Consider the following 11,844-nt stretch of genomic DNA (forward strand, 5'->3'; position numbering starts at 1 on the left):
CCCCACCTCTTGAAGGCCAGGTCACGGCAAAGTACGAGCATCCACAACCTGGCACGCACGCTCCCCGGCATCAAACATCGAGACACCGCCGCCAGTCGCCGAGACCGGCGCCTCGTCCTGCAGAACATCCCAATGCTCGGCCAATAGCCCCTGCTCGATCCGGAACAGATCGACCACTACCTGCGGTGCATCCGCCCAGCCGCGGATGCGGCCGTGGATGGCGACGAAATCGCCCTCGGCGACCATCAGGCCAGGCTCGTAGTAGACATCCTTCGGCAGCTCGGCGACCAGCGCGTGCAGCGCATCGCGACCTTGCGCAATGCCGGGATTGTGCTGGATGTAGTTGGCTGCGTAGAGGCGCTCCACGGCGCTGGCATCATGGCGTTGGAACAGGGCGGTCATCGCGTCGAGTACCAGCGCCTTGTTGCGCTGCGGGCGATCATCGATGGCACGTGCAGCAGGCCGGGTTATCGCCATCGTCCCGCCCATGCGCAGGAAGCGGCCATCGGGCAGCGTTGCGAAGGAATGAACCTGGCCGCGATCGTAATCCTGGAGATTGGTGACGGTAGCGCCATCGTGCTCCTGCCAGCTCGACGTCCCCCCGGCTTGAGTAGTGGGCGGGTTTAGAGTCCGGTGCTGATGTTATCTTTCTTCGCCGCCAACTGGGCGGCGTACTGGACGGGTGTTAGACCGCCAAGCGCTCTTTTGGGTCTTTCTTCGTTGTAGTCGCGCCGCCAGCTTTCGATACTGGTACGGGCATGAAGCAACGTCGGGAACCAGTGCTCGTTGAGGCATTCGTCGCGCAGCCGTCCGTTGAAGGACTCGACGTACGCATTCTGGTTCGGCTTGCCCGGTTCGATCAGACGCAGGGCAACATCCTTTTCGTGAGCCCAGGCCACCATCGCCTTACCGCAAAACTCCTTGCCGTTGTCTGTCCTGATCACTCGTGGCAAGCCGCGCTGCATGGCCAGTCTGTCCAGTACCCTGGACACGCCTTGCCCGGAAATTGCCCGCTCCACTTCGATGGCCACAGCCTCGTGGGTGGCGTCGTCGACGATGGTCAGGCACTTGATCACCCGGCCTTCCGCGGTGCGGTCGAACACGAAGTCCATCGACCACACCTCATTGGCAGCGGACGGCCGCAGGAGAGGCTGGCGCTCGCCTATCGGCACCTTCTTACGCTTTCTGCGACGCACCTGCAGGCCCGCTTCCTGATACAGGCGCTCCACTCGTTTGTAGTTCACGACAAGCCCTTTCTGCCGCAGTTTCAAATGGATCATGCCCACCCCGTAGCGTCTGTGCCGATGCGCCAGCGCAGCGATCTGCTCGCGCAGCTCAACGTTGCGGTCGGCCCGAGGCTCATAGCGCAGCGCGCTGGCGCTCATCCGCACCACCGTCAGCGCTCGCCGCTCGCTCAACCCCTTCTCGACCATGCTCCGCACCAGCAGCCTGCGCGCCGGGGCGGTCACCACTTTTTTCGCAACGCATCCTTGATGACGTCGTTCTCGAAAACCTGCTCTGCCAGTAGTTTCTTCAGGCGCGTGCTCTCAGCCTCCAGGTCCTTGAGCCGCTTGGCGTCGGGCACACTCATGCCACCGAACTTGCTGCGCCACAGGTAGTACGAAGCCTCGCTGAAGCCGTGCTGACGGCACAGGTCCTTGATGGGCATGCCGGCCTCTGCTTCGCGCAGGAAGCCGATGATCTGTTCTTCGGAAAAGCGTTTCTTCACGTCCAATCTCCTTGTCACTGAGGATTGGACTCCAAACAGCTGCGCTACTCAATCTTGGGGGGACGTCGAGCTGACCGCGTACAAGCTGTTACCCAGCGGCACGATCTGGATATCGACAACCTCGGTACGGGCGAACGGTCCTTCCTTGATCTCGAATTTCAACTGCGTAGTGGACAACAGCGTGAGGCTGACCTGGAAGCTCGGGTAGCAGACATCCATCTCCAGCCCGACGGGAAAACGATCCAGTGAGATTTTCATGGTTCCTTCAAATGGTCAGATGGCTCGCAGCAGCTCGCAGCCCAGGCCTGGCACCTCCCTTGAGAGGGGGAGGCCGGGCCGGGCCAAGGGAAGCGCCCGCACGACTGCTCGCGGGGGCGCCAAATCATCCCTGCCTGGGATCAGGCTGCCGGGCCCGGTGCCGGCGTGTTGAGCAACTGCTGCTCCCACAGGTAGGCGATGCCGCTCCCTGCGGCGTGGTACTTGATCACTTCATTGAGCGCGGCGATGTGTTCAGAACGCGCCCAGTCCCGTTGCCATTCGGACGCCAACGCCAGCCAGGTCATCATGTTGGCACCCGCGGCGATCATCCGCTGGATGGCAACCTGGTGGGCTTCCACCGACGTGGCACCGGACGCATCGGTAATCACGGTCACGTCCCAGCCTTCGCCAAGCGCTTGTATCACCGGCATTGCCACGCAGATTTCGGTCCACAGGCCGGCGATGATCAGCTGCTTGCGGCCGGTGGCCTTGACCGCGTCCACCACCTTGTTGTCTTCCCAGGTGTTGATGAACGTGCGGTCGATCACCTCCTGCCCGGGGAACACATCGGTGATCTGCGGGAAGATGAGACCCCCGCGGCTGGCAATCACGCTGGTCAGGATGGTGGGAACGCCAAACACGTGGGCGGTCTTTGCCAGCGCAGTGGTGTTGTTGACCACGGCCTGCGGGTCGTGGCTGTTCAGGTTGGCGAGCTGGTACGGCTGGTGATCGATCAGAACGAGAACCGAGTCCTCGGGGCGAAGCAGCGAATCAAGGCCGTTACGGAAGGTCATGGCTACATCCTCATGGTGCAGGGGTGGGTGATCAGGTCTGCGCCTGCGGGCATGGAATTCCGCGTGCAGCGCTGGGTACAGACCTTGTCATTCCGCCCGGCGAGGCGGTAGTAGCGGCTCCGGCCACGCTGTGTCGCACAACGGGGAACGCCGGGTCCGAAACGGTTATGGCAAGCTGTGTCGCGAAGAGGGGCGCGCAACAGCAGGAGGGCCGGGATGGATATCGAGGAACTGCGGACATTCGTGGAAGTCGCCGACGCGGGCGGCGTCTCTCCTGCGGCGCGCCGCCTGGGCGTGTCCAAATCGATCGTCAGCCGGCGGCTCGGCCGGCTGGAAGCGGAGCTGGGTATCCAGTTGCTTGCGCGCACCACCCGTGGCGCCGCGCTCACCGAGGCCGGGGTTACGTTTCGGGAACATGCGAGCAAGGCCTGCAACGAAATCGATGTGGCCCGGGAAACCCTGCTGCCGGCCGGCGAGCTGTGTGGCCGGTTGCGGGTTGCCGCGCCGCTGTCCTTCGGTCCCGATCAGTTCGCACCGGTCCTTGCAGAAATGGCGCGACGCCACCCGAAGCTGCATATCCACACCTGCTACAGCGATACCTTCGTCGACCTCATTTCGGAAGGATTCGATTGTGCGATCCGGGTAGGGTATCTACAGACCTCCAATCTGATTGCACGGCGCGTCGGGCCGCTGTTTGGAAAGCTCGTCGCAAGTCCCGGCTATGTCAGGTTGCACGGTTCCCCCGAAACACCCGCCGACCTTGCCCAGCATGAGGCGCTCATGCAGGGAACCGAAGCCTGGCAGTTCATGGACAACAGCGAGATCGTCACCGTGCATCCGCGAGGCCGCTTCAAGGCCGACAATGCAGGCGCGCTCGCGGCGGCGGCCCTTGCCGGGCTCGGTGTGGCCTGGTTGCCCGATTACATCACCGATGCGCATGTCACCTCCGGCGCCCTCGTGCCGCTCATGACGCGCTATCCGCCCCCGCCTGCGGGCATCTACGTCATCCGCCCGCCCAGCCAGCACCCGGTGCGGAAAGTGCGGGTACTCACCGATCTGTTGATCGAGTGCTTTGAGCAGGTGCCGGCGCTGACGCTGGCCAGTGGTTCCCCCGCGTAGCGGCCGACCTCGGTGATACCCGCGCGGCGAACCAGGCCCGGCATGGCGGGAGCATCCCGGGCTTTCAAGGTATCGTCGCAGCAGATTTCTCCGAGGCAGCTCACATGCAGATCGCCGTTTTCAGCGCACGCCCCTACGACCGTCGCTTCCTGGACGAAGCAAACCTGGTTGTCGGCCAGTCTGCCGGGGCGGGGCAGGGGATCGAGTTCGCCTACTTCGATGCGGCCCTGGATGTGTACACCGCAGCGCTCGCCCAAGGCTGCGAGGCGGTCTGCGTGTTCGTCAATGACCGCCTCGACGCGCCCGTCCTGCAGGCGTTGCATGGCCTGGGGGTAGACGCGGTGCTGCTGCGTTGCGCGGGCTTCAACAATGTGGACCTCGCCGTCGCCCAGCAGCTGGGCCTGTTCGTCGCGCGGGTGCCGGCCTATTCGCCCGAAGCCGTCGCCGAGCACACGCTCGCGCTGGTGATGACCCTCAACCGGCATACCCATCGGGCCTACAACCGGGTGCGCGAAGGCAACTTCATGCTCGACGGCCTGTTGGGGCGCACCCTGCATGGCTGCACGGTCGGTATCGTGGGAACCGGCAGGATCGGCCTGGCCACCGCGCGGATCTTCAGGGGCATGGGCTGCACCGTGCTGGGTTACGACCCGTATCCGTCCCCGGATTTCCTGGCGCTCGGTGAAGCGGTCGCGCTGGACGCGCTGCTGGCCCGGTCCGATATCGTCTCGCTGCATTGCCCGCTGACCGAGCAGACCCACCACCTGGTCAACGATGCCTCGCTGGCCCGGATGAAGCCCGGCGCGATGCTGGTCAACACGTCGCGGGGTGGGCTGGTGGATACCCACGCAGTCATCGGCGCGCTCAAGTCGCGGCAATTGGGCCATCTGGCCATCGATGTCTACGAACAGGAAAGCGCGCTGTTCTTCCAGGACCGGTCCGGGGAGATCATCGACGACGATGCGTTCCAGCGCCTGATGACCTTCCCCAATGTGCTGGTCACCGGGCACCAGGGCTTCTTCACGGTGGAGGCGCTGCGCGAGATCTCCGCCATCACGCTGCGCAATCTGGCCGATTTCACCACCGGTGCCGCCTGCCCGAACCGGGTGCCGGCCGCCTGACCCGTTCATGTCTATACAAGAGCGCGTTCATCTTGCCGATCCGGGCGTCTTGCCCGCAGTGCGACAACGTGTCGCAGCCCAAAACAGGCCTTTCCTGCGTCGGATCATTGTCAATGCCTTTCTTAAATGGTGCGTGACGGCATAAAATTAGAGGGCTGACATGATCGTCTCGTATACCTGTCCCCTGGGCCGGTACAACCGGCCTTGGCCGGGACGGGACGCGCTTGACCTGGCATTCCCTACGCAATTGGATCGACCGATGATTCCGTTGAACCCCCTTGGACGCTTTTTGCGTCCGGGTCTGCTGTTTGCGTTGTCCGTGTTCCTCACGGGCTGCAATTCGGCCATCCTCAACCCCAAGGGCCAGATCGGCCACGATGAGAAGACGCTGCTGATCACGGCTACCGTGCTGATGCTGCTGGTCGTCGTGCCGGTCATCGTCATGACCCTTGCCTTCGCGTGGAAGTACCGTGCGACCAACACCAAGGCCCGTTATGAGCCGAAGTGGTCGCACTCCACCGCGATCGAAGTGGTGGTGTGGTCGATCCCGTGCATGATCGTGCTGGTGCTGGCCGTGCTGACCTGGCGTTCCTCGCACGCGCTGGACCCGTACCGTCCGCTGGAGTCGGACAAGCAGCCGGTGGTGATCCAGGCCATCTCGCTCGACTGGAAGTGGCTGTTCATCTATCCGGAAGAGAAGATCGCCACGGTCAACGAGATCACCTTCCCGGTCGATACCCCGCTGAACTTCAAGATCACCTCCGATTCGGTGATGAATGCATTCTTCATCCCGCACCTGGGCAGCATGATCTACTCGATGACGGCCATGGAGACCAAACTCCACCTGATCGCCAACGAGACCGGTGAGTTCCCGGGCATGTCCTCGCACTACAGCGGCGCGGGCTTCAGCAAGATGCATTTCACCGCGCACTCGGTGACCGACGAGCAGTACCAGCAGTGGCTGGCCAAGGTCCGCGGCGACGCGGCGACCCTGGACAAGACCGCCTTCAATGCGCTGGTGGCCGAGAAGAACCACGACTGGCACCCGGTGACCTACTACGGCACCACCGAAGCCGGCCTGTTCGACTGGGTCATCGCCAAGCACATGGGCGACAACCAGCACTACGGCATGAAGCACGACCACAACGCGATGGGCCATGACGGCGCCGCGGGCGAAAGCCACGCCGGCCACGACATGCCTGCCGCTGCAGGTCCTGCCCCGGCGGACGTGCACGCCGACGACACGCATGCGGCGCACGCCGCAGATGCTGCCGCCGAGCACGCCGAACACACTGCAGACGAGCACGCCGCCGCCGGTCACGCCGGTCACGCAGGCTCGGGAGAATAAGCATGAATCTGTTGGGTAAACTGACATTTGCCGACATCCCGCATGACCCGATCATCATCACCACGTTGATCGGTGCGGGTATCGGTGGCCTGCTGGTAATGGCCCTGGTCACCAAGTTCAAGCTGTGGGGCTATCTCTGGAAAGAGTGGTTCACCTCGGTCGACCACAAGAAGATCGGCGTGATGTACCTCATCATCGCCTTCGTCATGCTGCTGCGCGGCTTCGCCGACGCGATCATGATGCGCGTGCAGCAGGCCATGGCTGCCGGGGGCAACGAGGGCATCCTGCCGCCCCATCACTACGACCAGATCTTCACCGCCCATGGCGTGATCATGATCTTCTTCGTGGCGATGCCGCTGATCACCGGCCTGATGAACGTGGTGGTGCCGCTGCAGATCGGCGCACGCGACGTGGCCTTCCCGTTCGTCAACTCGCTCAGCTTCTGGCTGTTCGTGGCGGGCGCGGGCCTGGTGATGATCTCGCTGGGCGTGGGTGAGTTCGCGCAGACCGGTTGGCTGGCCTTCCCGCCGTTGTCGGGCAAGGAATACAGTCCCGGGGTCGGTGTCGATTACTACATCTGGGGCCTGCAGGTCGCCGGCCTGGGTACAACGCTGAGCGGTATCAACTTCTTCATTACCATCCTGAAGATGCGTACCCCCGGCATGAAGCTGATGCAGATGCCGATCTTCACCTGGACCGCGCTGGTCACCAACGTGCTGATCATCGCCGCCTTCCCGGTGCTGACCGTCACCCTGGTGCTGCTGACCCTGGACCGTTACCTGGGCACGCACTTCTTCACCAATGACGGTGGCGGCAACGCCATGCTGTACATCAACCTGATCTGGATCTGGGGTCACCCGGAAGTCTATATCCTGGTGCTGCCGGCCTTCGGCGTGTTCTCCGAAGTGATCGCCACGTTCTCGCGAAAGGCGCTGTTCGGCTACAAGGGCATGGTCTACGCCACCGCCTGCATCGGCGTGTTGTCGTTCCTGGTGTGGCTGCACCACTTCTTCACCATGGGCTCGGGTGCCAACGTCAATGCCTTCTTCGGCATCACGACGATGATCATCTCGATCCCGACCGGCGTGAAGATCTTCAACTGGCTGTTCACCATGTTCCGCGGTCGCGTGCAGTTCACCACCCCGGTGCTGTGGACGATCGGCTTCATGGTCACCTTCACCATCGGCGGCATGACCGGCGTGATGCTGGCGATCCCGGCCATCGACTTCGTGCTGCATAACAGCCTGTTCCTGATCGCCCACTTCCATAACGTCATCATCGGCGGCGTGGTGTTCGGCATGTTCGCCGGCATCAGCTACTGGTGGCCGAAGATGTTCGGCTTCCGCCTCAACGAAACCTGGGGCAAGCGCGCGTTCTGGTGCTGGTTCATCGGCTTCTACGTGGCCTTCATGCCGCTGTACATCCTGGGCTTCATGGGCATGACCCGCCGCATGCAGAGCTACCCGAACATGGAATATCAGCCGCTGCTGATCATCGCCATGTTCGGTGCCTTCATCATCGGCGCCGGCATCCTCTGCCAGGTGATCCAGATCGCCGTGTCGATCCGCGACCGCAAGAAGACCGCCGACCTGACCGGCGACCCGTGGGACGCCCGTACGCTGGAGTGGGAAACCTCTTCGCCGCCGTCGTTCTACAACTTCGGCATGCTGCCCAAGGTCAACGAGCTGGACGAGTTCTGGGAGCGCAAGCAGCGTGGTGAGGCGTGGGAACGCCCGGCCAAGTACAGCGACATCCACATGCCGCGCAACACCGGCACGGGCGTGGTGATCGGTGCGTTCAGCCTGGTGCTGGGCTTTGCGATGATCTGGCACATCTGGTGGCTGGCCATCGTCGGCATTGTCGGCATGATCGGTACCTTCATCTGGCGCACCTTCGACAAGGACACCGATTACTACGTGCCCGCCGCCGAAGTGGAGCGGATCGAAAATGAGCACCGTCGCCATCTCGTGGCGCAGGGCCTGGTGAAAGCGGAGCTGAAGGCATGAGCAGCGATATCTCCAACACCATGAACCATGGGCACGCCGCGCACGCGGCGGCCCACGGCCATGACGAGCACGAGCACCACGACACCGGCGGCAACACCGTCTTCGGTTTCTGGGTGTACCTGATGAGCGACTGCCTCATCTTCGCCAGCCTGTTTGCCACCTACATCGTGTTGTCCGGTGGCACCAACGGCGGCCCCGGCCCGAAGGACCTGTTCGACCTGTCCTTCGTGGCATGGGAAACCACGCTGCTGCTGGTGTCCTCGCTGACCTTCGGGCTGGGCATGATTGCCCTGCACAAGCACAAGGTTGGCCAGATGTACCTGTGGCTGGGCCTGACCTGGCTGTTGGGCTTCGGTTTCATGGTCATGGAAGTGTGGGAGTTCAACCACCTCATCCATGAGGGCTATGGTCCGGACCACAGTGCGTTCCTGTCGGCGTTCTTCGCGCTGGTCGGCACCCACGGCCTGCACGTGAGTGCCGGCCTGCTGTGGCTGCTGATCATGTTCATCCAGATCAAGCAGAACGGCCTGACCCCGACCAACAAGACCCGCATGGCGTGCCTGAGCCTGTTCTGGCACTTCCTGGATCTCATCTGGATCGGCGTGTTCTCGGTCGTCTACCTGAAGGGAGCGCTGTAATGTCCGCACACGACAACCATGCCCACGACCACGGTGCCGGCGGCGAAAGCCACGGCAGCGTCAAGTCCTACCTGGTCGGCTTCCTGTTGGCGGCCGTGCTGACCATCATCCCGTTCTGGCTGGTGATGCACGGCAACCTGCCGACCTTCACCACCGGGGTCATCATCGTGATCGCCGCGGTGCTGCAGATCCTGGTGCACCTGGTGTTCTTCCTGCATCTGAACCGCTCCTCCGAGCAGCGCTGGAACGTCAGCGCGGCAGCCTTCACCGTGGTGGTGATCGGCATCATCGTGGCCGGTTCGCTGTGGGTGATGCACAACATGAACGTGCACATGATGCACTGACGTCCAAGGACGTTGCTGCATACGGAAAGGCCGCCTTCGGGCGGCCTTTTTCGTTGTCCGATTGCTGTTGGACGTAGCGCCGCCCGGCGGCAGCAGTGCGGTTTACTGCAACGCGTGGTCACAGCGAGGGTGTGCGTCTTCGCTTGGCTACTGTGCGAGCGTCCGGTGCCCCTGGGCGGCCGGCACGCCCTTGCGCAAATGTCCCCCGGCCGCCTGCGGCGACCTCCTCCTTTATTTTGCCAAGGACATGCCGGCCGCCAAGGGGCTCGGCTTTCGGTGGGCGGTAGGTCACCACCGTTGGTGGTGACGCTGTCGCGGGGCCCAACGCTTGCGGCATGTCCAAACGACACCGCGGCCGTTCAAGGGAATGCCGCTACGCAGTCGCCGAAGGCGTTACGGCGCCTGCGCCATGCGCAGGAACTCCTCCGCGCCCACCGGCCGGCCCAGGTGGTAGCCCTGCAACAGGTCGCACCCCAGGTCGCTCAAGTACTGGCGCTGGCCTGCGGTTTCCACCCCTTCGGCGACGATCTGCAGCTGCAGCGAACGGCCCAGCGCGATGATCGAGGAGACGATCGCCGCGTCCTCGGCGTTGTCTTCCAGGTCGCGTACGAAGGCCCGGTCGATCTTCAGCTCGGTGGCCGGCATGCGCTTGAGGTAGAGCAGGCTGGAATAGCCCGTACCGAAATCATCGATGGAGATGTTCACCCCCATTGCGGTCAGGCCGTGCAGGATCAGCAGGCTGGCCTCCACATCCTTCATCGCGGTGGTCTCGGTCACTTCCAGGGTCAGGCAGCGGGGATCCAGCCCATGCCGCTCCAGCGTGCCGCGCACGGTATCAAGCAGGGTGCTTGAGCCGAACTGCAGCGGCGACAGGTTCACCGCCATCGACCAGCCCGGGTTGCCCGCGTCGTGCCACTGGCGCAGCTGCGCGCAGGCCTGGTCCAGTACCCAGTCGCCGATCTGCAGGATCAACCCGCTGCGCTCGGCCAGTGGAATGAAGGCATCCGGGCCAAGCAGGCCCAGTTCGGGATGTTGCCAGCGCACCAGTGCTTCCGCGCCGATCAGCGGCGGGCCGCTGGCCGGGAACTTGGGCTGGTAGTGCAGCACCAGTTCCTTGCGGATCACCGCCTTGCGCAGCTCCTGCAGCAGCTTCAACTGGCGGTTGGCGCTGACATTGAGCGAGGGCGTGAAGAAGGTATAGCTGTTCCGCCCCGATTCCTTGGTGTGGTACATCGCCGCGTCGGCGTGCGCCATCAGTTCGCGCTCGCTGGTGGCGTCGGCCGGGTACAGGGCGATGCCGATGCTCGCGCTGACCTGCAGTTCCAGCGCATCGACCATGAACGCCTCGGACACCGTGGCCAGGATGCGCTCTGCGACCACGGCGGCATCCTCCGGCGCTTCCACCTGGAACACGATCACGAACTCATCGCCGCCCAACCGCGCGAAGGTGTCCTGCGCGCGCAGCAGCGCCAGTACCCGTTCGCTCATCTGGATCAGCAGCTGGTCGCCGATCTGGTGGCCGTAGGCGTCATTGATGGCCTTGAAGCCGTCCAGGTCGCAGAACATCACCGCGAACGTGATCTGATGCCGCCGAGCCTTCTCGATGGCCTGTTCGATCCGGTCCTGCAGCAGCATGCGGTTGGGCAGTTGGGTCAGCGGATCGTGCAGGGCCGCCTGCATCAGTTTTTCATTGGCCTGGGCCAGCGAGTCGGCGAGCATCCCGGTACGGGTGCGCATCTGCCGGTCGAACACCGAGGCGATCAGCGCGATGCCCAGGGTGGCCAGCGTGGTGACGATCACCAGCACCGCCAGCCACTTGCTGTCGATGCCCTGGCCGTACGCCGCGCCGCAGATGGCACCGGCGGGGAAGCGGGCGGCGGCCATGCCGGTGTAGTGCATGCCGACGATGGCCAGGCCCATCACCAATGAGGCCAGCCCGCGCAGCAGGTACGGGTGACGCTGCTCCAGCCGCAGCCGGAAGGCGATCCACAGCGCTGCGCCGGCCGCGCCGATGGCGATCAGGATCGAGGCGGTGAACCACAGCGGGTCGTAGTCGATGCCGGGCTGCATGCGCATCGCGCTCATGCCCAGGTAATGCATGGCCGCGATGCCCAGGCCCATCAGCATTGCGCCGGCAACCAGTCGCTGCCAGGGCAGCGCGGCACGCGACACCAGCCACAGCGCGTAGGCCGAAGCGCCCACCGATACCGCCAGCGAGTAAAGGGTCAAGGCCAGGTCGTAGCCGATCGGGATGGGCAGGTCGAAGGCGAGCATGCCGATGAAGTGCATGGACCAGATCCCCAGGCCCATCGCGCCTGCGCCGCCGGCCAGCCACCAACGCGCCACGCGGCCCCGGGTGCTGGCCAGCCGCCCGGCCATGTCCAGCGCCGTATAGGAAGCGAGGATGGCGACCAGCAGCGAGAATACGACAAGACTCTGGCTGTAGGTGCCGGTCATGGAAATGCCTGGGGGAGGGGAGGGGAAAGC

The 11,844-nt window shown here is 63.8% G+C and carries 11 protein-coding genes and 1 pseudogene; 6 read left to right on the forward strand and 6 right to left on the reverse strand.

Annotation, left to right across the window (positions count from 1 at the left end; translation table 11 throughout):
* Positions 1-21: 21 nt before the first annotated feature.
* From AC3IR9_RS06000 to AC3IR9_RS06020, 5 genes and pseudogenes are all read right to left on the reverse strand, one after another.
* On the reverse strand, positions 22-489 hold the full coding sequence (locus AC3IR9_RS06000) for a nuclear transport factor 2 family protein (RefSeq protein WP_489294701.1): 468 nt from the start codon (positions 487-489) through the stop codon (positions 22-24).
* Positions 487-579: pseudogene (locus AC3IR9_RS06005) on the reverse strand (MoaF-related domain-containing protein); the annotation flags it as partial. The pseudogene AC3IR9_RS06005 and the gene AC3IR9_RS06000, both read right to left, overlap by 3 nt.
* Before the next feature lie 44 nt (positions 580-623).
* Positions 624-1,729, reverse strand: a protein-coding gene (locus AC3IR9_RS06010; protein ID WP_489291038.1) for an IS3 family transposase whose coding sequence is annotated in 2 segments (ribosomal slippage) — positions 624-1,471 and positions 1,471-1,729 — 1,107 coding nt in all. Because the reading frame shifts where the segments join, the coding sequence is not laid out codon by codon here.
* Between the two features lie 48 nt (positions 1,730-1,777).
* Positions 1,778-1,987: a MoaF-related domain-containing protein gene (locus AC3IR9_RS06015; RefSeq protein WP_489294703.1), complete on the reverse strand. Its 210-nt coding sequence runs from the start codon at positions 1,985-1,987 to the stop codon at positions 1,778-1,780.
* Between the two features lie 140 nt (positions 1,988-2,127).
* A complete protein-coding gene (locus tag AC3IR9_RS06020; RefSeq protein WP_489294705.1) occupies positions 2,128-2,781 on the reverse strand; it encodes a hydrolase in 654 nt (217 codons plus the stop codon).
* A 216-nt stretch (positions 2,782-2,997) separates the two neighbouring features.
* Here AC3IR9_RS06020 and AC3IR9_RS06025 point away from each other — a divergent pair, with 216 nt between their 5' ends.
* The 6 genes from AC3IR9_RS06025 to cyoD all read left to right on the forward strand — a co-directional run bounded on the left by AC3IR9_RS06025 (position 2,998) and on the right by cyoD (position 9,357).
* Positions 2,998-3,900 (forward strand): LysR family transcriptional regulator, encoded by a 903-nt coding sequence (locus AC3IR9_RS06025; protein ID WP_489294706.1) that lies wholly within the window; start codon positions 2,998-3,000, stop codon positions 3,898-3,900.
* 104 nt (positions 3,901-4,004) lie between these two features.
* The gene (locus tag AC3IR9_RS06030; RefSeq protein ID WP_489294708.1) at positions 4,005-5,021 is read left to right on the forward strand and encodes a 2-hydroxyacid dehydrogenase; all 1,017 of its coding nucleotides are present in this window, start codon (positions 4,005-4,007) and stop codon (positions 5,019-5,021) included.
* Positions 5,022-5,280: 259 nt separating this feature from the next.
* Positions 5,281-6,369 carry a ubiquinol oxidase subunit II gene (cyoA, locus tag AC3IR9_RS06035; protein ID WP_489294710.1) on the forward strand — a complete coding sequence of 363 codons (1,089 nt, stop codon included), beginning with the start codon at positions 5,281-5,283 and terminating at the stop codon, positions 6,367-6,369.
* An 8-nt stretch (positions 6,370-6,377) separates the two neighbouring features.
* Complete coding sequence (cyoB, locus tag AC3IR9_RS06040) at positions 6,378-8,375, forward strand: cytochrome o ubiquinol oxidase subunit I (protein WP_489295722.1); 1,998 nt, start codon at positions 6,378-6,380, stop codon at positions 8,373-8,375.
* Complete coding sequence (cyoC, locus tag AC3IR9_RS06045) at positions 8,372-9,013, forward strand: cytochrome o ubiquinol oxidase subunit III (RefSeq protein WP_489294711.1); 642 nt, start codon at positions 8,372-8,374, stop codon at positions 9,011-9,013. The genes cyoB and cyoC overlap by 4 nt, the downstream gene beginning before the upstream one ends.
* Positions 9,013-9,357, forward strand: coding sequence for a cytochrome o ubiquinol oxidase subunit IV (gene cyoD / locus AC3IR9_RS06050; RefSeq protein WP_489294713.1), 345 nt, complete (start codon positions 9,013-9,015; stop codon positions 9,355-9,357). Before cyoC ends, cyoD begins: the two co-directional genes overlap by 1 nt.
* A 393-nt stretch (positions 9,358-9,750) precedes the next feature.
* Here cyoD and AC3IR9_RS06055 read toward each other — a convergent pair whose 3' ends face one another.
* On the reverse strand, positions 9,751-11,814 hold the full coding sequence (locus AC3IR9_RS06055; protein ID WP_489294715.1) for a putative bifunctional diguanylate cyclase/phosphodiesterase: 2,064 nt from the start codon (positions 11,812-11,814) through the stop codon (positions 9,751-9,753).
* Positions 11,815-11,844: the final 30 nt, after the last annotated feature.

This window comes from Stenotrophomonas sp. GL_101 (genome assembly GCF_057835675.1).

Excerpts from the sequence above, each read along its gene's own strand:
- cyoA (WP_489294710.1), top strand. The coding sequence starts at position 5,281 with ATGATTCCGTTGAACCCCCTTGGACGCTTTTTGCGTCCGGGTCTGCTG.
- AC3IR9_RS06020 (WP_489294705.1), bottom strand. The coding sequence starts at position 2,781 with ATGACCTTCCGTAACGGCCTTGATTCGCTGCTTCGCCCCGAGGACTCG.
- AC3IR9_RS06025 (WP_489294706.1), top strand. The coding sequence starts at position 2,998 with ATGGATATCGAGGAACTGCGGACATTCGTGGAAGTCGCCGACGCGGGC.
- AC3IR9_RS06030 (WP_489294708.1), top strand. The coding sequence starts at position 4,005 with ATGCAGATCGCCGTTTTCAGCGCACGCCCCTACGACCGTCGCTTCCTG.
- AC3IR9_RS06000 (WP_489294701.1), bottom strand. The coding sequence starts at position 489 with ATGGGCGGGACGATGGCGATAACCCGGCCTGCTGCACGTGCCATCGAT.
- AC3IR9_RS06015 (WP_489294703.1), bottom strand. The coding sequence starts at position 1,987 with ATGAAAATCTCACTGGATCGTTTTCCCGTCGGGCTGGAGATGGATGTC.
- cyoD (WP_489294713.1), top strand. The coding sequence starts at position 9,013 with ATGTCCGCACACGACAACCATGCCCACGACCACGGTGCCGGCGGCGAA.
- AC3IR9_RS06055 (WP_489294715.1), bottom strand. The coding sequence starts at position 11,814 with ATGACCGGCACCTACAGCCAGAGTCTTGTCGTATTCTCGCTGCTGGTC.
- cyoC (WP_489294711.1), top strand. The coding sequence starts at position 8,372 with ATGAGCAGCGATATCTCCAACACCATGAACCATGGGCACGCCGCGCAC.